This is a genomic window from Thermococcus sp. AM4 (assembly GCF_000151205.2).
In the GTDB taxonomy this organism is placed as follows: domain Archaea; phylum Methanobacteriota_B; class Thermococci; order Thermococcales; family Thermococcaceae; genus Thermococcus.
The window spans coordinates 1,670,764-1,692,156 of record NC_016051.1 but is presented as its reverse complement, the minus strand read 5'-3'; the positions used below and the strand labels follow the sequence as shown (position 1 = coordinate 1,692,156).

Here is a 21,393-nt window from a genome sequence, read left to right as displayed (position 1 = left end):
TGGGATAGTACAACGCGAAGAGAATTAAAAAGCAAGAGGGGCCCTGTAATGACCCCTCTGAAGTCATAAAGGTGATAGACTATGAATTGGATCTATCCCAGTTATATTTTCCTTTTAATATCAATGGGCGCGTTATTCAAGACTAAGTCACTCCACAGACCATTAACCGTTTTGATTTTCGGGGAAATCTTCATTTCTTTTTTGAAAGGGCTATCAATCAACCATGTTGATACTCTCCTGGCAGCTCTCATGGTAGGGATTTTTACTTTTGTAACTGCGACGTTTTTTGACGTTGAATACAACAGCCCACGCGAGGAAAATGTTAAAGGGAGTCATAGCTGGATCACATTAATAGTGGCCTTGGTGGGATTTGTGCTATTTTATAGATCTGGAATCATCGTGGCAACGCTCATAGGATACGGAAGCATTTATCTGGCGTGTCTTCTTTACCTCGAATTCAAGAAAACACCCGATGTAAAGTATCGGAAATACTACTATCTGCTCAAACTCCCCTATCCGTTGCTTGCTCCCCTTGCTTTGGTGGAGCAGTTTGACATTTCAATATATGTGATACCCGTTATTGTGTTACACTACTTTATGACTGCTCTCTGGCTGAAAGTTGAGTTGCCCCGGATGACAAAACCTCCAAGAATAACATGAGGTGGGTGTGAGCATGGGAACCGATGCAATCTCGTATCTTATCCTCTACTCTTTCCTCTTTGTTAGTGTTATAACGGCGTTAAAGGCGAGATTTTACCAGAGGGCCCTTTCGCTTTTGGTGTTCTCCTCAATCTTTGCCTCGTTCCTTTATCACACTGGAGACATCCTCGGCACTCTCGTGTACGGCTCATTACTGGCACTTCTTCCAGCTTATCTATTTTACATACAGTACGAACGCCCATTCAGGAAATCTTCAGATGACGAGAGCAGTGTTGGCGATGTGATTCTGGGTTATCTCATGGTTTTGTTCCTAGTGTTTTTATTTAAACGGGCAGGCGCTGGCTGGTCCCTCTCGCTTCTGATGGGTTACTGGCTTCTCTACGTTTTCATTGCTATAAGCTACGGAAAGAGCAGGAGGGTGTTTTACTACGCCAAAATTCCGTTCGTGCTTCTTTCCATGGGGACGTTGATAGAGGTGTTCGGCCTTCAAAGCCAACTTCTCCCCTTTATAATAGTTTACGTGGCGCTCTTTATCCTATGGCTCAAGCGTGACTTACCGAGAATGACGGAGGGACCGAAGATAACGTGAAGTCCAAAGCTTTCATTAGGGATATCAAAACTGGCTGGGGGCGTCGTGATGACCAGTAAAAACTACATCGGAATTTCTGTCCTCATTTTTTCTATCATTCTTCTCGGAATACGTGTAGACCTCAAACTCTCCTTGTTCACGGCAACTTCAGTAGTGGCGCTATTCTTCGGGTGGTGCTACTTCAGATACAGGACAACACCCGAAGGAGAGGTTTTTTGGAAGCTGGGTAAACTCTTTCTGGGGTTTGTATCCTCCTTTTTCATTTTGGATTGGTACATTTGGGGATTCAAAGATTCTTTGTACGCCCTCTATGCATTCCTATGGTTCGCGGGACCAGCTATGCTCGTGGGGCATATCGCACCCAAGATTAACATGATATGCCAGAATCCAGACATGAATAAGAAAAGGGTAGAAAGCACAGCTAAATACATAAAGCTGTTTGTCGTGATAATAGCGGCAATAACATTCATTGGAAGCGTTCATTTCGGTGGTTCATGGGTGCTCGGTCTCTTGGTCTCAACTGGGATACTGTGGGGTTGTTACTGCACGTTTAGAGAGATGGAAGGATTGGGAGAACAAAAGTATCGAGGCAGCTGCTCGAGGTGATCCAAGTGGGGTTCGTTAAAAGTCTCCTTTCGGGATTTTTTCTTATCCTTTTGTCCTCCCTTATTATGGTGAAGGTCAGAGGGCCTGAAAGCGGGCTGTACGTGTTCGCAATAAACGTGATGTTCATCCCCATGTGGGGAACAATAGCCCTCTGGTCCAGAGGCACAGGGAAAAATCTGCTAATCAAGCTCATCATATTGACATCTCTCCTCTCGTCAGTAGTCGCCTTGGGAGTAATAGCCCTCGTCTACAATGATTTTGAGAAAGTAACCGGGGTAATTGTCTCATTTTTGGCATGGTATCTGCTCTTTATTGCTCCCATGTATTGTGCAAAGAAGAGTAGGGAAAGAAGTGGGGAACAACTCAGTTATCCCCCAACCGATGCAAAGTACTTCTGGGTGTTTCAGTGGATTGATACAGGCATTCTCGCCGTTAAGTCTGACGAGCCGCTAAAAGTGTTTCTGTACTTACTACCAGGCCTAATTGGAGGTTACCTGATAATCCTCGGATTCATAGAGGCTAAACGTGCAGGTGATAGTATGGCAACTTGAGGGCACCTAAGAGAGACCATAGAGGGGTCAACTATGAAAAGACATGAAAGCATGATGCTCTATGGAGTTGCCTCCCTCTTCATTTCTTCTGTCCTTATTTCCCATTTTGGAGCCCTTAGAGGAATTTACGTTCTCTCAGCAAATCTGACAGTGCTTGTTCCATGGTTGAGCCTTATGGCTCTCGGGAGTTCGGGGAGAGCTAACGAATTCCAAAGGAGAGTTGTTCTCTTTCTCGGTGGAATCTTCACTGTAAGCCTTCTGATTTTAGGGTTGAGTTTTGGAGCTTGGGATACCGTTTTGAACATAACAGAGGTGTTCGGGCTTTTCATGACATTCCCTGCCATAGTTTTGGTTTTCAAGTGGAAACTGTCGAGGATAGGGAAGAAACTTCAGTATCCACCACGAACGGTGCGGGGATTATGGTTCTTCCAGTGGATAGCGGACATCTCAATAGCCCAAAGGGCTTCCAATCCGGTATGGGTTTTTGTTTTTCTCCTTCCGGCTCTCTTGGGTGGCTATCTAATTTATAAGGCGTTTGAAAATTCGTTAGAATGTTTGGGGTGGGAGAAAAACCAAGTGACTTTCACAGAAAACTCAAAGAGGGACCGTCAATGAGATGGGCAGGTGTTGTTGTGTACCTTGTCTCCTTTTTCCTCCTTTATGCTTCCGCGGGCATAAAAGTGGCCCTAACTCTTGCCAGCGTGAGTCTTTCAGTGCTTTACGTTTGGGTTGCTATGCTAGGAATGCTACACCACAGGGGCATGAATCATTCCAACTTTGCCAGAACTCTTCTCGTGGTCAATTTGGCCGTAATATTTGTCAGTGTTCTCATTATCGGGCTAACTGGAGCAGGTCTTTTACTGCTGATCCTGCTTGCGCTCCAAGGCTTTGTGCTACTGGTTCGCTATGGTCTAAGCAAGGGACCAGTAACCCAGAACTCGGATTCAAAGTTGAGGTACTTTGGAATCCTACTCCTTGGGTTCTTTTCCATGAACCCGTTTATCGAGGGAATCCGTGCTTCAAACTGGATCGAGGCTATCGCCGCAGTAACGCTGGTGGCTGGGGGATACCTCATGTTTGAAGAGTTCAACGAGTTCATTAACGAGAACCAAAAACCCGGGAGGACGTGAGAATGATGAAGGAATGCAGGCGTTCACTCATCTCCTTTTTAGTTTCTACGGCAATGATGGGAGTTTTTTTCTTTAGTTTGCCCCTCGACTTCGAAGGTAGAGTGTTCCTAACTTTAGCGCCAGTATTTCTTGCAATGTTGGGCTTAATTGGAGGATGGGGCACTGCACTGTGGTTGATAATTGTTTGCATTTTGTTCTGTCCCATCATAATACATCACATGATACACCCCAAAGCGTATTCAAGAGCGTTTGGGTTTATCTTACTCCTCACCCTCCCATACCTCTGGAAAACGGGCTATGAAAGTGCAGAGAAGTGCTTAATAAGCAAAGGCATACTAAAGAAGCTATAACTCAAGGTTCCGAACATGAATGGTGATTAGGATGAGAGGGGAATGCCTGCGCTCTATTATCTTTCTTTCCATCTCAACTTTAATTTTCATGACTCTCCTGTCCAGGGGGTCTTTTAGTATAGGAGAAATACTCTTCCTGGGCCTATTATTGTTGTTCGTCACGCTCCTGTTGCTCCTGGATGAGAACAGTACGCCCCTCAGTCTGGTATTTGTCCTTCTTCTATCTGGTCCGTACATCATCTTCGCCAGACCATACTCCATACCGTTCAGATTAATCGTGTTTGCAACGGTGTTCTCCCTGTGGACAATGGGATACAAACTCGCACGCGAATGGAGGTGCATCACGTGGGAGAAACTTTTTAGAACAGTGATAAGGGCACTCAGATCGTCCCGGCGGGAAGATAACAAGCGAAACGGCCAATAGGGACAAGTAGGACCCATTTCTTCTTTGTTTATACCCCCAAGGCAATTCAAAACACTTAAAAAGTGCGTGGGTTACAATTTGATGGTGTAATCAACGAAGCGCGGAAGGGTGAACACAATGAAAGGCCCGGGCTTGAGAAAATCCCTTCCTGCCCTTCTCCTTTTTCAGATTGGAGTCACGCTCATCCTATACCATGAAAACACCCCAAACAGATACATTCTCGGCCTGTGGACGTTGCCGTTGGGTATTTTCCTAATGGTTTCTGCGATAGATTTCATAACTAAAGAAGGCGAACTGCTCGCCGGACTATTCTTTCTGATCTTATTTGGAGTTGGGATGGTCACGGTGGTTCCAATAGTGGCTAAACCGTTCGTTTTAATTCTCTCTGCACTGTGGTTTTCGTTGTACCTTGACCTAAGGGACGTGGACTGGACTGGCCGCCTTGCCGAGGCAATTTCAAACTTAACCCCCTGGAAAAGGCTGTTTCTGATAATTTTGACTGCACTTTCCACATTTGAGGCCACGTACAAGCTCTTGAAGGACTCACAGATGTCTTCATTCGGAAAATTCCTCATTATACTAGCATACCTAACCGTCTTTACGATCCTTCTTAAAATAGTCAAATTATCGAAGAATGCCAAAAGTGGCAAGGGGACTATCCTCTTTCCCGTTTTTATATACCTGCTCATCAACATGCAAATCAGCGTGGATACAAAAAGCAATGCGGACTTCCTACTCCTGACCTTTATTGTCCCGTTTACATGGACCGTCTTGCTGGCGTTGATTGGATTTTCTAAAAGCGCTAGATACCAGGGGAAAGAGGATGAAGCCGTTGCATTCCCTGCTCACGATACGCAAAGAATAACAGAGAAAACTCAACCAAACATGCCAGCCGAGGGTGATTAACATGGTGGACTTGAACACATTCCTGGTGGTTTCACTGTATTTCTTTTTAGTTATCTCGTTACTATTTCTATGGCGGACGAAATCCTATCACTGGTCCCTCACCATCTTGATCTTTGGAGAGCTGATTCCTGTCACCCTAGTCAGGGCTTCGGCTTTATTTCCGACATCGGTTTTTATTGTGGAACTCTTTTTGGCAAAGTGGAAAATCAAAGGAGAAACAATCACAACCAAGGATACAATCCTATTCGGCCTCATCGGAACATCAGTGGCAGTTTTCTTTGCATGTATCTCTTGGGTGACGGGCCTCGGGTTGTTCCCCTCAATTTCCCTCGCTATGGGAGCCCTCTATTTTACCGTTATCTTTCTCCCTAAAAACGTTCGAAAACCAGCCATACGCTTGTGGAAGGTCTCCATCGCCGTTCTGGCGCCGTTAGCCTTCCTTGAAACCGAACCCTCCACGGTATCCATCCCACCCCTAATCTATCACTACATCATAACCGCCCTCTGGATCAAGCACGACCTGCCGAGGATAACGGGGGAATCAGCCCAGCCAGAAGAGTCAATGGAGAGGAAAGACTGGATATTAAACGCCTAACTCAAATGATTTTCCGCTCTGTTTCGCCATTTTTGTGTACATTTTATCGCCCAATATACGCACAATTAACCAAAAACTTGCCAAAAGATTTTTAAGGCCGAAGCCATAGAGCTCGGTAAGGGAAATATGGTCTCCGAAGATGGGAACGGAAGGTTCTACGACGTTGTTATTATCGGAGCCGGCCCGGCCGGGCTTTTCGCGGCCTACGAGCTGGCTGAAAAGAGCGATCTGAGCGTTCTCGTCATCGACGAAGGCGGTGACGTCAAGCAGAGGGTCTGCCCCATGTTCGAGCTGGGTTATTGCATAGAGTGCAAGCCCTGCCACATAATGAGCGGTGTTGGAGGAGCCGGCGGATTAAGCGACGGCACGATAAACCTCCGCCCGGACATCGGAGGCGATTTAAGCGAGCTGACGAACGACGAGAACTACGCCTGGCAACTCGTCTGGGAGGTCGACCAGATTTTTCTGAGGCACAAGGCACCGAGGAACCTCTACAAGGGCGACCTGGAGCAGGTTAGATACTGGGAGCAGAGGGCGGCGCAGGCCGGCGTCAAGTTCATCCCGATAATCCAGAGGCACATCGGTTCGGACAGGACGCCAGATGTCATAGACGACATCAAGCGGCACCTCGAGAGCAAAGGTGTGAGGTTCCTCCTCTGGACGAAAGCACTGGAGTTCGGGAAGGGCTGGGTGAAGGTGAGGAGAGGAAAGGACGTCTTCGAGATTAAGGCCCGCTACATAATCGTCGCCCCCGGCAGGGGTGGAGCGGACTGGTTCCATGAGGTGGCTCAGAAAATAGGCCTCAAGGCCCGTCACGGCCCGATTGACGTTGGCGTCCGCGTCGAGGTTCCCGCGATAGTGATGGAGCCCATAACGAGCATAAACCACGACCCCAAGTTCCACATCTACACAGACACCTACGACGACTTCGTGAGGACATTCTGCACCAACCCGAACGGCTTCGTCGTCGAGGAGCGCTACGACGGCTACGTCGGCGTAAACGGCCACTCGATGCACGAGAAGAAGAGCAACAACACCAACTTCGCCTTCCTGAGCAGGATAGAGCTCACCGAGCCGGTCGAGGACACGACGGCCTACGGCAAGAGCATAGCTCAACTGGCAACAACGATAGGCGGTGGAAAGCCCCTCATTCAGCGCCTCGGCGACCTGAGGAGGGGAAGGAGGAGCACGTGGGCAAGGATAAGGAGGAGCGACGTCGAGCCGACGCTGAAGAACGTAACGCCCGGCGACATCGCGATGGCCTTACCGCACCGCGTTGTTACCAACATCATAGAGGGCCTTGAGAAGCTCGATAAAGTTCTACCCGGCGTTGCCAGCGACCACACTCTCCTCTACGCGCCGGAAATCAAGTATTACGCAATGAAGGTCGAGGTCGATGAGAACCTTGAAACGAGCATCGATGGAATCTTCGCCGCTGGCGACGGAGCCGGTTTGAGCAGGGACATCGTCAACGCGGCCGCTACCGGACTTCTGGCGGCGAGGGGAATACTCAAGAAGGAGGGCCTCTACACGGAGAAGGACTTCAGAAAACCGGACAACTGGCGCAAAATAATCGAGGAATTGACGTAAAATTCAAAAAGCTTAAGTCAAAATGCCGCAAAATAAAACACGGGTGAGAGCATGGGAATGATCGGAAGGGTCATTGGAATAGCCTTTATAATCCTCGTAATCTGGGGAGGATACGTTGCGTACGCGCTGAACAGCGCCTCCCCAAAGGTCTCGGTGGCGTGGGGGGCGGTCTCCGAGAAAACGACTGAAATCAAGGTTAATGTAACCCTCAAAAGGCCACTCCTGGTCCCGCTCAGCATCGAAGAGCTGAAGTTCCTGTTCATGGGGGAGGAAATCGGAAAGCTCGGCGAGTTCGGGTATTCCCCGTTTGGGACCGAGGTCAGGGCCAGCCTTGAAATCGATAACGAGAAGATCATCGACGCGATCCTGAAGTACTTTGAAAACGGGGAGCGCGGAAACCTGACAATCGTGGCCAGGCCGAAGGTGCTCTTCTTCTCCAAGAGGATCGAGGTTAGCAGGGAGATAGACGAAAAAATCCTCGAAAAGATCCACCTCAAGGCCCCGAGCCAGAGCGTGGCGGGACTCTCGATACTCAAAACTCCCGAGCTGAAGGACACCGTGGTGAGGTACGAGGGCAGAGAGGGCAACAAGGCGGTTTTCGTGACGGAGCTCGTCCTGTACAACCCCAACCCGTACCCGATACCGATACTCAAAACGGGCTATAAGGTCTGGGTGAACGGTCTGAAGATCGGGGAAGGCGAGTCCGTCAGAACGACCGTTATTCCCGCAGGTGGAACGGTAAAACTGCCGGTCAAAACCTATGTTCTCGTGTCGAACATCCCCAAGGCCTGGGAGATGCACGTGAGGAACAACGAAACGAGCACCGTGAGGGCGGAGGTGTTCATGAGGATTCAGATCTCGGTGCCGGGCTTCTCCGGAACGAAGGACGTGACGCTCAAGACGATCAACCAGACGGTGAAAACGGACATCATGGGCGAGATAAACCGGGCGCTTTCCGAGGTCTGAGCTCAAATTTTTAAACTCTTCTCACCCTTTTCTTCCGGTGAGATAGATGAACGTTAAGGAAATTCACGAGTTTCTCAACAGGCTGTGGGAGGACATCTTCACGCTCAACGATGAACTCAAGGCCGAGCTTCCGGAGAAGGGCTTCAAGGTAGAAGATGTAGAGGAAGTCTTCGGGGCCTACATATTCCTCGACGGCGAGTGGGAGCGGATGAACTATCCGCACCCGGCCTTCGAGGTAAAGCCCCAGATTGAGGTAGGTGCGACGCCTGAGAGCTACTACTTCGTCGTTGCCGTTCCAAAGGAGAGGATAAGCGAGGGCTTTTTGAGCCTGTTCCTTGAACTCTTCCCGAGGAGCTTCATCTACGGGAGCGAGAACTTCCTGAGCGACGTTTACAACTGGAGGCGCGACGGAAGGGTCTCGCCGAGGGAAGTCCTTGAGAGAATTGAGGGTAGCGAGGAGAAGGTCTTCCAGTTCGAGGCGAACTTCGGGAGCGTTGAGGCGCTCAAAAAAGGCCTTGAGAGGCTGATTGACGTTGGAAAGGAATGGGAAATCTTCGACCTTTGAGGCCTTTCCGGCGGAGCTTCAAGAGTACTACCGGAAGCTCTTTGGCAAAGAGGCGGAGGGGATAATGGCATCGCTCAGAACGCCGGTCAAAAAGTACTATATCAGAGTGAACACCCTCAAGACGAGCAGGGAGAAGCTGATGCGAATCCTCAGGCGGGAGGGGCTGAAGCCGAAGAGGAGCCCCTACCTCAAGGAGGGCATCTACTTCGAGCGAGAAGGCCCCAACTTTCCAGACGACTACGAGCCCGGACTGAAGGTCGTCAGGGCCAACAAGTTCGCGAGCGAGAGCGTCTACCAGGGGGCGAACCTCTACGCTCCCGGCGTTCTTCAGGCGGACAGGAGCATAAAGCCCGGCGACGAAGTCGAGATTAGGGACCCGAGGGGACTTCTCGTCGGGATTGGGATTGCCAAAATGAGCGCCAAGGAGATGATAGTTTCAACGAGGGGTTTGGCCGTTGAGGTTACGACTCCAAAGTTCAAACTTCCCAGTTTGAGCGAGCTGGAGAGCTTTAAGGAGGGCCTCTTCTACGCCCAGAGCTTGCCGTCCATGGTGGTCGCCCACGTCCTCGAGCCGAGCGAGGAAGAATTAATAATCGACATGGCGGCCGCTCCCGGCGGAAAGACGAGCCACATAGCGCAGCTCCTCCAGAACAGGGGTGAAATCATCGCGATTGACAAGTCGAGGAACAGGCTGAGGAAGATGGAAGAGGAACTGAAAAGGCTCGGCGTCAAGAACGTCAAGCTCATCAGGATGGACGCGAGGAAGCTGCCGGAGCTCGGTCTTCAGGCCGATAAGATACTCCTCGACGCCCCGTGCACCGCCCTGGGAATAAGGCCGAAGCTCTGGGAGAGCAGGACGCCGAGGGACATAATCGCGACGGCCCGCTACCAGAGGGCCTTCATCTGGGCCGCGATAAAGTCCCTCCGCCCGGGTGGGGTTCTCGTCTACTCGACCTGCACGCTGAGCTACGAGGAGAACGAGGCCAACGTGAAGTTCATGCTGGAGAAGGGCCTAAAGCTGGAGGAGCAGGCAGTTTTCATAGGCTCCGAGGGGCTGGGAATTGAAAAGGTTCAGCGGTTTTATCCAAACAGGCATTTAACCCAGGGCTTCTTCATAGCAAGGCTCAGGAAGGTGTGAGGGATGAACTGGAGAAAAGCCCTGCCCTTCATAGCGAGCGTTGTGATCATCGTCGCCCTCGTGTGGTGGGCGGGAACGGAAGGGGTACTCCGCGTGCTGAGGAGAACCAACGTTTACTACCTCATCGTAGCGGTTCTCATGTACTTCGCCGGGATAGTCACGTGGGCCTTGAGGTGGCACGTCATAATAAAGGGTCTCGGGATAGAGGTCCGGTTCAGGGATACTCTAGCGGCGCTCTTCATTGGGGTCCTGTTCAACAACATAACCCCCGGAGCCAGGGGCGGCGGCGAGGCCTTCAGGGTGTACTACCTAGTGAAGCGCTCCAACGGTAGCTACGGGAGGCTATTCGCGACCGTTACCGCCGACAGGATACTCGATCTGATCCCCGTCATGATAATGCTCGTCATAGCGGCGATCTACGTCTACTCGCTCGGCTTCACGGGGCTCTTCGCCGTCATACTCCTGCTGACCCTCATGCTTGTAGGACTAACAGGGCTGGCAACGCTCATCATAACGAGCGAACGCAGGGTCAGGAGGATACTCTACATGATATTCAACCTCCTGGCGAGGCTGATCCCATCTAAGATCAAAAAGCACGAGGAGAAGTTCCACAACCTTGTGGACACGAACATCCCCCACTTCACCGAAGGGCTCAGGATAGTGGTCCGGGACAAGAAAACTTTCCTCCTCTCCACGTTCTACTCATTCCTGACCTGGGCATTCGTCGTGCTGAGGAACTACTTCGTCTTCGTCAGCCTCGGCTACAAAATAGGTCTCTTGGCGGTCGTTACCGTTCAGATGATAGCCACGACGGTGGGAATAATAAGCGTGATCCCCGGCGGGGCTGGAATAACGGAGGCTGTAACCTCGGGAGTTTACGTGGCCCTCGGCGTCACGAGGGAGATGGCGGTAACGTCGAGCATACTCGACAGGATAATATCCTTCTGGCTCCCGCTGATACTCGGAACGATCGTCGTGACGCATCTCGGCCTGAAACCCAAGGAAGACTAAAACCTCTTCTTAAGGCGGAAGGGATACCTCGGATAGATCTCGTGGGAGAAGCGGACGAACTTCGCTTTTCTCGGCGATTTCTTTATTTTGATCTCCGTGTCGGGGCTTAATCTGGTGTAGAACTGGCCGTCGACGGTCAGAATGAGCTCCCTCTCCGGGGGGAGGGGAACGATCTCTATCTCGCTGTAGGAGGGCACGACCATAGGCCTTGAGCTCAGGGCTATGGGGTTGAGGGGTGCGATAACGAAGAGCTCAAGCCTCGGATCAACGAACGGGCCTCCGGCAGAGAGCGCGTAGCCGGTCGAACCCGTTGGTGTCGAGACTATCAGCCCGTCGGACCTTATCTCGTCGGCGAGTCCCCCGTCAACGTAGTACTTGAGGTGGATTATCTTGCCCGGCACTCCGGTGAGGATCGCGTCCTCGTTGAGGGCATCAGGAACGGAGTTCTCGCCGTTCAGGTAAGTCCTGAGCTTCATCCTCTCGTCTATCCAGTACTCACCCTCAAGGAGCCGGCTCAATGCGAAGAAGGTCTCGTGAGGCTCCACCTCGGTTAGGAAGCCTAAGGTACCCATGTTCACGCCGAGGATCGGGAAGTCCCTCCTCGTCTTGTGCTCGATCCTCAGTATCGTACCGTCCCCGCCGATCGCGATTATGAAGTCGACGTCGAACTCCTCGAGGGGAACAACGTCGCCCTCGTCGAACTCAGGAAGGTTCTCGAAGGTTTCCCTGTCGACGAGAACCTCGTAGCCGCTCACCTTCAGAAAGTCGTAAACCCTGTATGCCAGCTTCAGAGCGGCCTCCCTGTCCCTTCTGGCAACGACACCAAACCTCATGGCCCCACCTAAGCAATAGCATACCCCGCCATCCCTTTAAGATTTTCGACCCGCAAAGTTTTTGTGGGGCCCGTCCAAAGCCCAACGATGAGCTCGAAGGGAAAAACAGCACTGATCCTGGCACTGGTTCTCCTCGGAACGGCCTGGGTTCAGCCCGTCAGCGGAAAGAGCGGGCAGGACATCTTCGACGCGGTTATGCTCATCCAGGTGGACCCCAGTGGAGGTGCCCATTTCGAGATCTCAGCGAGGCTGATCAATCCAGCCTACCGCGAACTGGTGAAGAACGAAACGGACTTCACAAAGCTCGTGGAGGATCTCATCTACCGGAACCTGCTGGAGGATTTCCGAGAGAGGTACGAAAACTTCACGGTCTACATTTCCCCATCGGGCCCCGTGGAGGTTACAGGCAACTGGAGCGCGAGGATCAGCTTTTACCTGGTCCCGTTCCTCGTAAGGGGTAAACAGGGACTTGAATGTCCCTATTCCGGCCCCCTCGATTTCGTGGCGGGAGGAAAGGTGTACTCCTTCCTGTTCAGAAGGATAATCATCGTCCTGCCGGAGAACTGGACGGTCGCCTACACTTTTCCCTCCCCCGCTGACAGGGCCGAGAACGTTCTGATCTGGGAGAGAGCGGACTACCTCCCCATGATCGGACTCTCCGCGGAGAACCCGGGGGAAAGTGTAAGCCCCGCCCCATGCAAACCCCTGAGGATAGAGCTCCACTATTCACCGGAGGAGGGGAAGGTGTTCTTCAACGCAACCTACCTCTGCGGAAAAGGCCTTCCATCACTGCCAGGGGCAAGGAACGTGACCTACACCAGGAGGGGCAACGTCACGGAGCTTCACGGCTACTTCGTGCCCAGGCTGGAGTACCACGAGGGGCTCTTCCGGAGGGAGTGGAAGGCTAAAGTAAACCTGTCCGAAAGGTTTCCGCAGGTTGTTGGAGGGTCCGAGAAAAACGGGAGCGTTGAGATAACCGTTGAGGAATCCTCCAGCCTTTGGATTGCACTTCCCGTTGTTTTGGGCGGTCTGATAACGGTCATCATAGCCCTGAGGAGGTGGAGAAAATGAGCCTCGACTTCTTCTTTTATCCGAGAAGCGTTGCCGTCTTCGGATCGTTTAAAAAAGGGGCCATAGCCTACGAAATACTGAGGAACATCGTGGAGGGGGGCTTTGAGGGGAAGATAGTCCCAGTGAACCCGAAGGGTGGAAGCGTTGAGGTGGCAGGGAAAACGTTCGAGATCAGAAAAAAGCTCGAAGAGCCAGTTGATACGGCAATAATAGCCATCCCCGCCCGGCTGGTGCCCTCGCTCATAGAGGAGATAGGCCCGCTGATCAAGGGCGCCGTCGTTATCTCGGCCGGATTCTCGGAGATTGGGAACGAGGAGCTTGAGCGCGAGCTGGTTGAGAGAGCTAAAAAGCACGGCGTCCGCGTTATAGGCCCCAACTGCGCCGGAATCTTCGGCGTCCACGGGAAATTCTTCGGCTCCTTCGAGGTTCGCGTAAAGCCCGGTGGGTTAGCTTTAATCAGCCAGAGCGGGGCCTTTGGAGGAGCTGCCCTTGCGATGGGCAACGACGAGGGAATAGGCTTTTCGGCCTTCGTTTCCTATGGAAACGCCTCCGATCTGAACGAGAGCGACTTTTTGGAGTACTTCGCGGACGATGAGAACACCAAGGCGATAGCCCTCTACATCGAGGGCGTTAAGGACGGAAGGCGGTTCCTCAAAGCTCTCCGCTACGCGAGCGAGAGGAAGCCGGTTATAGTTCTCAAGGCCGGCAAGAGCGCGAGCGGGGCCAAGGCGGCGGCAAGCCACACCGGTTCCTTGGCTGGAAGCTATGAAATCTATCGGGCGGCGTTTAAGCAGGCCGGGGCGATAGAGGTCGAGGAGATGGAGGAGCTCTTTGACGCCGCGAAGGCCTTCGAGATGTATCCGAAAGCTGGAAAGAGGGTCGCTGTGATAACCAACTCAGGCGGCCCCGGAGTTCTCGCGACGGACAAGCTCGAAAGGCTCGGCCTTGAGATTGCAAAGCTGAGCGAAAAGACCGTTCAAGAGCTCCGCTCCTTCCTTCCGGAGCAGTGCTCCACCAGAAACCCGATTGACCTGATAGCGGACGCGGACTACGAGCGCTATAAGCGGACGATTGAGACAGTTTGCCGCGACGAGAACGTCGATGCCCTCCTGGTAATCTGCGTCCCGCCGATCTTCATTCCGAGCGAGGAGATAGCCAAAGCCGTAATCGAAGCGAAGTGCGACAAGCCCGTTGTGGTTAACTTCATGGCCGGCGAGCTTGTCAGGGAGGGAGTAAAACTGCTGGAGGAGCACTCCATAAAGAACTTTCCAACGCCAGAGCGAGCCGCCAAGGCCCTGGCGTGGCTGGCGGTGAGGAAAAAGGAAGAAAACTAGTCCCTTTTTTCCACCCTCTCAAACAGCTCCTTCACGTCGTCGAGGGCGCCCGTTTTGGCGAAGACTATGAGGGAACCCTCCTCCGGAAGCCTGGTGTCACCGGAGGGTATTATGAGGTTGCCCTTCTTGTCGTAGACGGCGACGATGAGCGCGTCCTTCGGAAGGTTGAGCTCCTTGACGGTCTTCCCAGCGACCCAGCTCCCGGGGGTTATCTCAAAGCGAACTATCTCGGCCCCCTCCCTCGGGAACAGAACCCTGTCAAAGCCCGGGGTTGAGATGTTGCGCGAGATGTACTCCGCCGCTATTTCCTCCGGCGAGATTATGAAGTTGAAGTACTTCTTGAGGTCCTCAACCCTCTCGAAGATCCTCTTGTTCTTGGGGTTGCTTATCCTCAAGGCGGTGTAAATGTTTGGATTCAGGTTCTTGGCGAGTATGCAGGCGAGTATGTTGGCGTCGTCCTTTCCCGTTAAGGCCGCGAAGGCGTGGGCCTGCTTTATGTTGGCCTCCTCAAGGGTTTTGGGATCGGTGGCATCGCCCATTATCACCAGCCCGTTTATCTCGAGGGATAAATCCTGGGCCCTCCTCCGATCGAGTTCGATAACGGTAACGTCGTGGCCGTCTTCCTCAAGCATCTTGGCAACCAGATAGCCGACCCTACCGGCACCCATTATCACAACGAACATAACCATCACCACCGGGGAAACGTGGAAAAAGAAAGGGTCACTCGAGCGAGAGCAGGTACTTGGCTATTTCGGCGTATGCCGGCCTCGTAACGAGGACTCCTATGAGAACGCCCAGTATTGTCGTGAAGGCGAAGCCCTTGAGCGTTCCGACGAAGTAGACCAACAGGAAGCTCATTGCCACTATGGTGGTCGTTGCCGAGGCGAAGATAACGAAGAACGCCCTGGCCATCCTCCTGAGGGCGCTCATCCTCCTCGTTACCCCTCCCATCGCTCCGCCGAGGAGCTCGTCGGTGATGACGATCTGCTGGTCAACTCCAGTACCTATTGCCGCGATGATACCGGCTATACTCGGAAGGTCGAGGTTCCAGCGGATGAGGGCAGCGATACCGAGGATTATCGTGACCTCGAAGAGGCTCGTGCTTGCAACGGGAATGGCTATCTTCCAGCGCCTGTAGTGGAAGTAGACTATGAGGAGCACGGCTATGAGCGCGCCGATTCCCGCTATGGCCGCCTGCTCCTTGAAGCTCGCCCCGAGGGTTGGAGAGATGTACTCCTCGCTGACCACGTGGAGCTTAACTGCCAGAGAGCCGCTCCTGAGAACGCTGTATATCTTCTTGGCCTCCTGTAAAGCTTCTTCCTTTGTGGGCGCGCTTCCACTGAGCTTGAGCCTGGTTGCGCCGCCCTCGGCCGGGTTGAACCTCAGGACGTAGGGCCCGTAGAGGTTGAGGATCCTCTTGACGAAGTCCTTCAAGTCCTCACCCTGCTGAAGGCTGTAATAGGAAACCCTGAGGTTCAGGTTCCTCGAAACCACCAGATCCTTAACCTCGGTGTACAGTTTCTCCGGAACGTCGGCGAGGATGATCTTATCCTTGCCCAAGGCCGTGGCGTTATCAACGATCTCCTCAGCACTCTGGTTCTGATACTCAATTACCGTAATGTTAAACGCCTCTTTAAGCCTCTCAACGAGCGGTTTCGGAGTTCCAGTGCCCGGTTCAGGCTCTCCCATGAAGTCCTGGGAGTTCATCTCCTGGTAAACCCTCGGCGAGACAACGAGGAGCGAGTTCACCGGCGGGTCGAGGTAAATATCAATCGGCCACCCAAGCTTACCAGAGGCCACCTCCTTAAACCTCTCCTGAGCCTTTCCGGACAGCTCAAAGCCGACGTACCAGCAGGTGGGGCACTGCTGGAGGTCAAGGCCGTAGTCGCTCGAGTGGACCGTAACGTCGGCACCTGTTGCGAAGACAACGCCGTTGAACTCAAAGTACAGAACACCCTGGCTCTCGATGAGATCCTTTATCTGCTTCGCCTCGTCGAGGGTGACGTTCGCCACCTTGACGACGATCAAACTCTGCCCAGTCTCGGGATCGTGCTGGGCCTCGATGGTGATGTCCTTGACACCGAAGGTGTTCAGCCTGTTCTGGAGGGAGGTTATTATGCCGTTGAGGGTGTCCTTGCTGACCGGCTTCTCGGGTTCGGCTATGAGGGCAACTCCACCGCCTATGTCGATACCGTAGGTTAGCCCCTTGGTTGATATTGAAACTATCGAGCCGATGAGGAACAGTATGAGCAGGAGAACCCTCCAGTTGAGGAGCAGGGCTTTAACACCTTTTTTGCGGGCCATCATTTACCCCTCCTGAGCTTTATGGAGAACTTGAAGGGACTGGCTATGTACCACCTCAGCACGCCGGCGTTGAAGATCCATGTGTTCATGAAGTCGGCGAGGAGGCCGAAGATGAGGACCGTGGTTATGCTGTCGATGACCTCGGAGGTCGAGACGAGCCACAGGATGAAGAGGGCACCCAGCGTGGTCGTGCTCATCGTGAAACCGGTCGAGACCGCGCTCAGGTAGGCGTCTTCAATCGTGTCCTCCTTTCTCCTCAGCAAACGGGTCGTCAGGAGGATGTTGCTGTCGACGGTGTAACCTATGAGCATCAGCAGCGCGGCTATGGTGGCGGTGGTGAGCTTTATTCCAAGGAGCCCCATTATGGCCAAAGCGATAACCATGTCCGAGAAGGCCGAGAAGATTATCGTGCCTGACGGAACGGGATCGCGGAAGAACAGGAAGACGACTATCGCCATTCCTATGAAGGCGTAGGCAACGGCCTTGATGCCCTGCTTCTGAGCGATCTTTCCGAATGTCGGATCAACGACCCTGGGCGTTATGTCCGCATCTTTGTACTTCAGCTTTATGACGTTCGAGATCTTGTCTGGATCGGTTCCAGCGGGGGCGTAAAGCCTTATTCCAGACAGGCCGGTTATAGGGTCCTTGAACTCCTCTGCCCTAACGTCTATTCCAGTTTTCTCCTTAACGTAGCTCGCGAGCTCGTTGGGAGACGCCGAAACGTGGTAGACGGTTATAACCACACCGCCCTTGAGGTCTATGCCCTTCTCCGGGAAGTGGACGACCAGAATCAAAGCCGCCACTAAAAACACGACGAGCGGATAAAGGATCATTTTCCGCGGTTCCATCCTCACGAGGAAGGAGAGCCGTTTCCGCTTTGTCTCGAGTATTTCATCGGAGGGTTTCTTCTTAGTTTTCTGCTTCTTGGTTCCCATACCAACACCCCACTGCTCTTTTCCAAAGGGCAGTGATCACTCTCTGAACCACTACGGATAATGAAGGCCAGCCAGTTTTAAAATTAGTGGTTGCAATCGGCCCGGAAAGAGAGGGCCAAACCCAAAATTGAGCCAGATGGCGGGCAATATCACCTATTAGCCAGAAACTTCCATTAAATTTCGAAAACTGCCAGAAACTAACAGTTCTATGGATTACCGGCCAGATCTCAACCGGTTAAAACCAAAAAAGCCCGCTCAAAACTCCTCAATTTGGGATTAACTTTAAAAAGGGAAGGTCATAGCCTCTCCTCGGGGTGAGAGCCATGAGCGAGATCGAGACCATCGGGTTCCACTACGTTGTTGAGGCCGCTGGCTGTGATCCCGAGATCCTCGGTAACGCTGACAGGATTAGGGAGATATTCCTCGAGGCGGCGAAGGTAGGAAACATGGAGGTCAAATCCAGCTACTTCTTCAAGTTCTCACCGACCGGCGTCAGCGGCGTAGTCATCGTCGCCGAAAGCCACATCTCCATCCACACCTGGCCGGAGAAGGGTTACGCGGCTCTGGACGTCTACACCTGCGGAACCAAGGCCGAGCCCGAGAAGGCCGTTGACTACATCCTCGACAAGCTCAAGGCCAAGTACGCCCACGTCTCCGAGATAAAGCGCGGTATAGAGGAAGACGACGACACCTTCACCCACATGATAATGACCTGGGAAGAGAGCCTAAGGAAAAACGGAAACGGGAGTTAGAGAAGCTTCTCTATTTCCCTTATCCTATCGAGCGCGTCGCTGAGGACCTTTCTGACGTTCTCAAGCTTCGCCTTTAGTGCCCTGTTCTCCTCTTCGAGGGCTTTGACCTTCTCCTCGAGCTCCTTCACCTTGGCCTCTAGCTCTTCCTTCTCGCGCTTGAGCTTCTCGTACTCCTCGAGCGCGACGAGCTGACCGCCCTTGGCGAGGATCTCAACGTTCTTAACCAGCTCATCGAGCTTGCCCTGCTTTATGAGCTCGTAGGTTTCTCTGACGAGCTGGCCGGCCTTCGTTTCTCCCTTGAGGTGCTTCCTTATGGTGGCCTCAGTCCTGCCGAGTTCCTCGGCGATTTCTCTGACTGTCATGCCAGCCTTCTCCCTCGCTATCGCTCCAGCTGCAACGGCGAGGCTGTCCACCCAGGTGAGCCTCTCGGCCGGGTCCTTGATGAGCTCTATGACCTCGGGCCTGAAGAGAGTCGCGAAGAGCAGTATGCTCTCGAGCCTGTGGATTTCTTCCCTCCCAATCGGGTTCAGCGGGACCTCCATACCTCTCACCCCCCTCCAGTTTTCATTCGAGTGAGACTACCGTCTTCCTCTTCAGCACCTTGTCAGGATAGACAACGATTCCCCTGTCGGTTATCTCGAACGGGTGCCTCCTCATGCTGTGGCTCGTTCCGCGCATCTTCCAGACTATGAGTGAGCGCTTGAGCTCGCCGTCAATCTCATCCAAATCGAGCCTTATTATGCCGTCAACACCGTGCTCAACTCCCGGACCGCCGAATCCGCGCTCGCCGACGCTTATCTGGCTCACGAGTATGCTCGTAACCCCGAGACCAGCTAAGACGCGCTTGAGCTGCATGACGATGCTCCTCGCCATCGCGGGCTTGTTGATGTAGAGCGTCGTAACCGAGTCGATGACAACGCGCTTGGCCCCTATGTCCTTAACGGCGGTTCTAAGGACGTCCACGAACTCCCTGATATCGGTTAAGTCGTGGACGATGTACTTCTCGTACTCCTTGCTCTTGCCGATTCCAGCGGTAAAGGCGTCAACCATCGCGAAGAGGCCTTCCTCCTCGTACTTCCTGACGTCCCAGCCGAACTGGGCCATGTTCTGCCTCACCTGAACCGGGTGCTCCTCGAGGGCGACGTAAATGCCGGGCTCGCCCATCTGGAGGCCGTTCCATATGAACTGCTGGCTGAATATCGTCTTCCCCGTTCCCGGCCCACCGCTGAGCAGGACGACGTTCCTCTCGGGGATTCCCCCGTGAAGGATTTCGTCCATGCCGGGAATGCCTGTCTTGACCTTCCTGATCATGAGCGTCACCCCCTTTAGTAACCTTTAGTTACCATTAGGCTCTACGCAAAAGGTCTTAAAAAGGTTACGTAGGGTTAGAAAAGTCCACATATCCCATGACTTTTAACCCCCAATTTTCGAAAACTTTAATTGCACAACCCCCCCTAACTGGTTAAGGGGGGTTGTTAAGTGCAAGATTACTTCAACGTCCATCCGAGAACAGAACTAAAAATGCTCTATGGACGAAAGAAGGAAGTAGAGAAGCTTTTAAAGGTTCTCCATGCTTCAGGGTGGGCGGTAGTGCTTGGACCGCGTATGGCCGGGAAGACAAGCCTCTCAATAGCGACAGCCGTTGAATACTCGAAAGACGCGAGAACTGCGGTTATATACCTCAACCTTTCCACCGCGAAAAGCTTTCGTGATTTAACGGTTCGTCTTGTGAGTGCTGTTTCCAAGCTGAAAGGGAGCAGAAAAAGCAACATCAACGCAGAATTCAGCGTATTCATTCCCACTGGTCTTGGAAGTCTCGGTTTCTCTGGGAAACTGCACAGACCGAACGAACATCGTGTCAGCGAGAGCTTTGAGGATGCTATAATGACATTACCACCAAATACCGTCATCATACTAGACGAGATTCAAGAAGTGAAAGGGAGACTCGACAGAATAACAAGAGCTTTCTGGGTTGTTTTCAACGAGAGGCCAGATATCAGAATCGTCTTTACTGGCTCCTACTCTGGGGTTGTTAAGAAAGTTGCAGAAGCCCATCACGAAGAACCCATGTTCGGACGGCCACCCGTTCAGATAAAGGTACTCCCTTGGGCGAGGAAAACTGCTGAAGAGTTCCTGATTAAAGGATTGAAAGGCTGTGGAGTGAACTACGAAGATGTCGAGATAGATGAAACAATATCACTCCTCGGAACGCTTCCCGGTTGGTTGAATGAGTACGGTTTCAGAAGATGTATCGGAGAATCCCACAGCGAAGCGTTGTCTATCGTCTCAACATCAGCCGTGCAGAGGGCAAAGAGAGAGCTTGAGAACATCCTAAAGGGCAGAGGACCCGCTTCAAGGGAAGTCGTTAGAAAGCTCTCCGAAGGGCCAAAATCGTGGAGTGAGCTCCTTTCAACAGGCATCTCCAAACCATCCCTAAGCTCCCTCCTTGAAGTCCTGACCGACGGGTTGTTCCTTCTCAAAAAAGAGACCATTGGTCACAGGGTCTTTTACTCCTTCACGAATCCCGTCTACAGAGATGCCGCCAGACTGCTCTAACGCTTCCGCCTCAAAAACTCCCCGACGTCGGTGACGTTCAGGATGAACTTCCTCTTGCTTTCCGGGTTTATCCTGCCAATGCCGAGGATAATCCCGTTCTCGTCGTAGATTACGAGCTTCTTCGTTCCCTGCCAGACGTACTTTCGCACGCCACTCCTCGGGACGTCCTTGCCCGTGGTGAAGAGGAAGCCGGCCTTTGGACTCAGCACCGCGTAGTTCTTCTCGACCTTGACGAAGTAGAAGAACTCGACGTTGGGGTAGAACTTTTCAACGAGGTTGTCAACCTTAATCGTGCCGACGAAGGTTCCGTAGGCGTAGGGCTTAACCTTTAACCCCTCAAGCTCCCTCCAGACCCTCTCGTTGACGGCGTAAACGTCCCTGAACTTACCCTCAACGACGGCGAAAAAATGGTGCTTTAACTCGCCGTACTTCTCGGCCTCGCGAAGGATTAAGTCGTACTCCCATGCGGAGGCACGGCGGTAGCGGAGTTCCCGGCTCATGTCACTATGCTTGGTGCGGAACTTAAA

Annotated in this window: 26 protein-coding genes; 18 read left to right on the top strand and 8 right to left on the bottom strand. The window is 52.6% G+C overall.

The window, feature by feature from the left end:
- The first annotated feature begins 81 nt into the window (after positions 1–81).
- Genes TAM4_RS09330 through TAM4_RS09300 form a run of 7 tightly spaced genes read left to right on the top strand, consistent with a single transcriptional unit; the run spans position 82 to position 3,886 of the window.
- Entirely contained in the window at positions 82–660 is a 579-nt protein-coding gene (locus TAM4_RS09330; protein ID WP_048150554.1) for a hypothetical protein, read from the top strand.
- A 13-nt stretch (positions 661–673) separates the two neighbouring features.
- Positions 674–1,249 carry a hypothetical protein gene (locus tag TAM4_RS09325; RefSeq protein ID WP_048150552.1) on the top strand — a complete coding sequence of 192 codons (576 nt, stop codon included), beginning with the start codon at positions 674–676 and terminating at the stop codon, positions 1,247–1,249.
- A 48-nt stretch (positions 1,250–1,297) separates the two neighbouring features.
- Positions 1,298–1,855: a hypothetical protein gene (locus TAM4_RS09320; RefSeq protein WP_048150547.1), complete on the top strand. Its 558-nt coding sequence runs from the start codon at positions 1,298–1,300 to the stop codon at positions 1,853–1,855.
- A gap of 5 nt (positions 1,856–1,860) precedes the next feature.
- Positions 1,861–2,406 carry a hypothetical protein gene (locus tag TAM4_RS09315; protein WP_048150545.1) on the top strand — a complete coding sequence of 182 codons (546 nt, stop codon included), beginning with the start codon at positions 1,861–1,863 and terminating at the stop codon, positions 2,404–2,406.
- A gap of 33 nt (positions 2,407–2,439) precedes the next feature.
- Positions 2,440–3,021, top strand: coding sequence for a hypothetical protein (locus TAM4_RS09310; RefSeq protein WP_048150542.1), 582 nt, complete (start codon positions 2,440–2,442; stop codon positions 3,019–3,021).
- Positions 3,018–3,536 (top strand): hypothetical protein, encoded by a 519-nt coding sequence (locus TAM4_RS09305; protein WP_148258683.1) that lies wholly within the window; start codon positions 3,018–3,020, stop codon positions 3,534–3,536. Before TAM4_RS09310 ends, TAM4_RS09305 begins: the two co-directional genes overlap by 4 nt.
- Positions 3,537–3,541: 5 nt before the next feature.
- Positions 3,542–3,886, top strand: a complete 345-nt coding sequence (locus TAM4_RS09300; protein WP_158306674.1) for a hypothetical protein — start codon at positions 3,542–3,544, stop codon at positions 3,884–3,886.
- Here the strand turns inward: TAM4_RS09300 and TAM4_RS11690 are convergent.
- On the bottom strand, positions 3,881–4,204 hold the full coding sequence (locus tag TAM4_RS11690; RefSeq protein WP_148258681.1) for a hypothetical protein: 324 nt from the start codon (positions 4,202–4,204) through the stop codon (positions 3,881–3,883). The two genes, TAM4_RS09300 and TAM4_RS11690, sit on opposite strands and share 6 nt — an antisense overlap.
- Positions 4,205–4,427: 223 nt before the next feature.
- Between TAM4_RS11690 and TAM4_RS09290 the strand changes: the two genes are divergently transcribed.
- The 7 genes from TAM4_RS09290 to TAM4_RS09260 all read left to right on the top strand — a co-directional run bounded on the left by TAM4_RS09290 (position 4,428) and on the right by TAM4_RS09260 (position 11,081).
- On the top strand, positions 4,428–5,216 hold the full coding sequence (locus TAM4_RS09290) for a hypothetical protein (RefSeq protein ID WP_048150530.1): 789 nt from the start codon (positions 4,428–4,430) through the stop codon (positions 5,214–5,216).
- 1 nt (position 5,217) lies between these two features.
- Positions 5,218–5,811, top strand: a complete 594-nt coding sequence (locus TAM4_RS09285; protein ID WP_048150527.1) for a hypothetical protein — start codon at positions 5,218–5,220, stop codon at positions 5,809–5,811.
- A 126-nt stretch (positions 5,812–5,937) separates the two neighbouring features.
- Positions 5,938–7,401: an NAD(P)/FAD-dependent oxidoreductase gene (locus tag TAM4_RS09280; protein ID WP_014122987.1), complete on the top strand. Its 1,464-nt coding sequence runs from the start codon at positions 5,938–5,940 to the stop codon at positions 7,399–7,401.
- A gap of 51 nt (positions 7,402–7,452) precedes the next feature.
- On the top strand, positions 7,453–8,367 hold the full coding sequence (locus TAM4_RS09275; protein ID WP_048150525.1) for an LEA type 2 family protein: 915 nt from the start codon (positions 7,453–7,455) through the stop codon (positions 8,365–8,367).
- 46 nt (positions 8,368–8,413) lie between these two features.
- A complete protein-coding gene (locus TAM4_RS09270; RefSeq protein WP_014122985.1) occupies positions 8,414–8,932 on the top strand; it encodes a DUF3201 domain-containing protein in 519 nt (172 codons plus the stop codon).
- The gene (locus tag TAM4_RS09265; protein ID WP_014122984.1) at positions 8,901–10,070 is read left to right on the top strand and encodes an RsmB/NOP family class I SAM-dependent RNA methyltransferase; all 1,170 of its coding nucleotides are present in this window, start codon (positions 8,901–8,903) and stop codon (positions 10,068–10,070) included. Before TAM4_RS09270 ends, TAM4_RS09265 begins: the two co-directional genes overlap by 32 nt.
- A 3-nt stretch (positions 10,071–10,073) precedes the next feature.
- Positions 10,074–11,081: a flippase-like domain-containing protein gene (locus tag TAM4_RS09260; RefSeq protein WP_014122983.1), complete on the top strand. Its 1,008-nt coding sequence runs from the start codon at positions 10,074–10,076 to the stop codon at positions 11,079–11,081.
- On the opposite strand, the gene TAM4_RS09255 is transcribed toward TAM4_RS09260, so the two are convergent.
- Positions 11,078–11,914 carry an NAD(+) kinase gene (locus TAM4_RS09255; protein ID WP_014122982.1) on the bottom strand — a complete coding sequence of 279 codons (837 nt, stop codon included), beginning with the start codon at positions 11,912–11,914 and terminating at the stop codon, positions 11,078–11,080. The two genes, TAM4_RS09260 and TAM4_RS09255, sit on opposite strands and share 4 nt — an antisense overlap.
- An 87-nt stretch (positions 11,915–12,001) precedes the next feature.
- On the opposite strand from TAM4_RS09255, the gene TAM4_RS09250 reads away from it, so the two are divergent.
- A complete protein-coding gene (locus TAM4_RS09250; RefSeq protein WP_014122981.1) occupies positions 12,002–12,985 on the top strand; it encodes a hypothetical protein in 984 nt (327 codons plus the stop codon).
- Positions 12,982–14,319, top strand: coding sequence for an acetate--CoA ligase family protein (locus TAM4_RS09245; RefSeq protein WP_014122980.1), 1,338 nt, complete (start codon positions 12,982–12,984; stop codon positions 14,317–14,319). Before TAM4_RS09250 ends, TAM4_RS09245 begins: the two co-directional genes overlap by 4 nt.
- On the opposite strand, the gene TAM4_RS09240 is transcribed toward TAM4_RS09245, so the two are convergent.
- Genes TAM4_RS09240 through TAM4_RS09230 form a run of 3 tightly spaced genes read right to left on the bottom strand, consistent with a single transcriptional unit; the run spans position 14,316 to position 17,558 of the window.
- Entirely contained in the window at positions 14,316–15,002 is a 687-nt protein-coding gene (locus TAM4_RS09240) for a TrkA family potassium uptake protein (RefSeq protein WP_014122979.1), read from the bottom strand. The two genes, TAM4_RS09245 and TAM4_RS09240, sit on opposite strands and share 4 nt — an antisense overlap.
- Before the next feature lie 37 nt (positions 15,003–15,039).
- Positions 15,040–16,623 carry a preprotein translocase subunit SecD gene (locus TAM4_RS09235; protein WP_048151032.1) on the bottom strand — a complete coding sequence of 528 codons (1,584 nt, stop codon included), beginning with the start codon at positions 16,621–16,623 and terminating at the stop codon, positions 15,040–15,042.
- Positions 16,623–17,558 carry a protein translocase subunit SecF gene (locus TAM4_RS09230; protein WP_014122977.1) on the bottom strand — a complete coding sequence of 312 codons (936 nt, stop codon included), beginning with the start codon at positions 17,556–17,558 and terminating at the stop codon, positions 16,623–16,625. Before TAM4_RS09230 ends, TAM4_RS09235 begins: the two co-directional genes overlap by 1 nt.
- 332 nt (positions 17,559–17,890) lie before the next feature.
- Here TAM4_RS09230 and speD point away from each other — a divergent pair, with 332 nt between their 5' ends.
- The gene (gene speD / locus TAM4_RS09225) at positions 17,891–18,310 is read left to right on the top strand and encodes an adenosylmethionine decarboxylase (protein ID WP_048151025.1); all 420 of its coding nucleotides are present in this window, start codon (positions 17,891–17,893) and stop codon (positions 18,308–18,310) included.
- On the opposite strand, the gene TAM4_RS09220 is transcribed toward speD, so the two are convergent.
- Together TAM4_RS09220 and TAM4_RS09215 are read right to left on the bottom strand one after the other, a co-directional pair.
- Positions 18,307–18,852, bottom strand: a complete 546-nt coding sequence (locus TAM4_RS09220; RefSeq protein ID WP_014122975.1) for a hypothetical protein — start codon at positions 18,850–18,852, stop codon at positions 18,307–18,309. The two genes, speD and TAM4_RS09220, sit on opposite strands and share 4 nt — an antisense overlap.
- Before the next feature lie 22 nt (positions 18,853–18,874).
- The gene (locus TAM4_RS09215; RefSeq protein ID WP_014122974.1) at positions 18,875–19,621 is read right to left on the bottom strand and encodes a KaiC domain-containing protein; all 747 of its coding nucleotides are present in this window, start codon (positions 19,619–19,621) and stop codon (positions 18,875–18,877) included.
- Between the two features lie 168 nt (positions 19,622–19,789).
- Between TAM4_RS09215 and TAM4_RS09210 the strand changes: the two genes are divergently transcribed.
- Positions 19,790–20,866, top strand: a complete 1,077-nt coding sequence (locus tag TAM4_RS09210) for an ATP-binding protein (protein WP_014122973.1) — start codon at positions 19,790–19,792, stop codon at positions 20,864–20,866.
- Here the strand turns inward: TAM4_RS09210 and TAM4_RS09205 are convergent.
- Complete coding sequence (locus tag TAM4_RS09205) at positions 20,863–21,366, bottom strand: PUA domain-containing protein (protein WP_014122972.1); 504 nt, start codon at positions 21,364–21,366, stop codon at positions 20,863–20,865. The two genes, TAM4_RS09210 and TAM4_RS09205, sit on opposite strands and share 4 nt — an antisense overlap.
- Between the last annotated feature and the right edge of the window lie 27 nt (positions 21,367–21,393).

Coding starts and splice junctions, on each gene's coding strand:
- TAM4_RS09330 (WP_048150554.1), top strand. CDS start 82: ATGAATTGGATCTATCCCAGTTATATTTTCCTTTTAATATCAATGGGC.
- TAM4_RS09325 (WP_048150552.1), top strand. CDS start 674: ATGGGAACCGATGCAATCTCGTATCTTATCCTCTACTCTTTCCTCTTT.
- TAM4_RS09320 (WP_048150547.1), top strand. CDS start 1,298: ATGACCAGTAAAAACTACATCGGAATTTCTGTCCTCATTTTTTCTATC.
- TAM4_RS09310 (WP_048150542.1), top strand. CDS start 2,440: ATGAAAAGACATGAAAGCATGATGCTCTATGGAGTTGCCTCCCTCTTC.
- TAM4_RS09305 (WP_148258683.1), top strand. CDS start 3,018: ATGAGATGGGCAGGTGTTGTTGTGTACCTTGTCTCCTTTTTCCTCCTT.
- TAM4_RS09300 (WP_158306674.1), top strand. CDS start 3,542: ATGAAGGAATGCAGGCGTTCACTCATCTCCTTTTTAGTTTCTACGGCA.
- TAM4_RS09290 (WP_048150530.1), top strand. CDS start 4,428: ATGAAAGGCCCGGGCTTGAGAAAATCCCTTCCTGCCCTTCTCCTTTTT.
- TAM4_RS09285 (WP_048150527.1), top strand. CDS start 5,218: ATGGTGGACTTGAACACATTCCTGGTGGTTTCACTGTATTTCTTTTTA.
- TAM4_RS09280 (WP_014122987.1), top strand. CDS start 5,938: ATGGTCTCCGAAGATGGGAACGGAAGGTTCTACGACGTTGTTATTATC.
- TAM4_RS09275 (WP_048150525.1), top strand. CDS start 7,453: ATGGGAATGATCGGAAGGGTCATTGGAATAGCCTTTATAATCCTCGTA.
- TAM4_RS09270 (WP_014122985.1), top strand. CDS start 8,414: ATGAACGTTAAGGAAATTCACGAGTTTCTCAACAGGCTGTGGGAGGAC.
- TAM4_RS09260 (WP_014122983.1), top strand. CDS start 10,074: ATGAACTGGAGAAAAGCCCTGCCCTTCATAGCGAGCGTTGTGATCATC.
- TAM4_RS09255 (WP_014122982.1), bottom strand. CDS start 11,914: ATGAGGTTTGGTGTCGTTGCCAGAAGGGACAGGGAGGCCGCTCTGAAG.
- TAM4_RS09250 (WP_014122981.1), top strand. CDS start 12,002: ATGAGCTCGAAGGGAAAAACAGCACTGATCCTGGCACTGGTTCTCCTC.
- TAM4_RS09245 (WP_014122980.1), top strand. CDS start 12,982: ATGAGCCTCGACTTCTTCTTTTATCCGAGAAGCGTTGCCGTCTTCGGA.
- TAM4_RS09240 (WP_014122979.1), bottom strand. CDS start 15,002: ATGTTCGTTGTGATAATGGGTGCCGGTAGGGTCGGCTATCTGGTTGCC.
- TAM4_RS09235 (WP_048151032.1), bottom strand. CDS start 16,623: ATGGCCCGCAAAAAAGGTGTTAAAGCCCTGCTCCTCAACTGGAGGGTT.
- TAM4_RS09230 (WP_014122977.1), bottom strand. CDS start 17,558: ATGGGAACCAAGAAGCAGAAAACTAAGAAGAAACCCTCCGATGAAATA.
- TAM4_RS09220 (WP_014122975.1), bottom strand. CDS start 18,852: ATGGAGGTCCCGCTGAACCCGATTGGGAGGGAAGAAATCCACAGGCTC.
- TAM4_RS09215 (WP_014122974.1), bottom strand. CDS start 19,621: ATGATCAGGAAGGTCAAGACAGGCATTCCCGGCATGGACGAAATCCTT.
- TAM4_RS09205 (WP_014122972.1), bottom strand. CDS start 21,366: ATGAGCCGGGAACTCCGCTACCGCCGTGCCTCCGCATGGGAGTACGAC.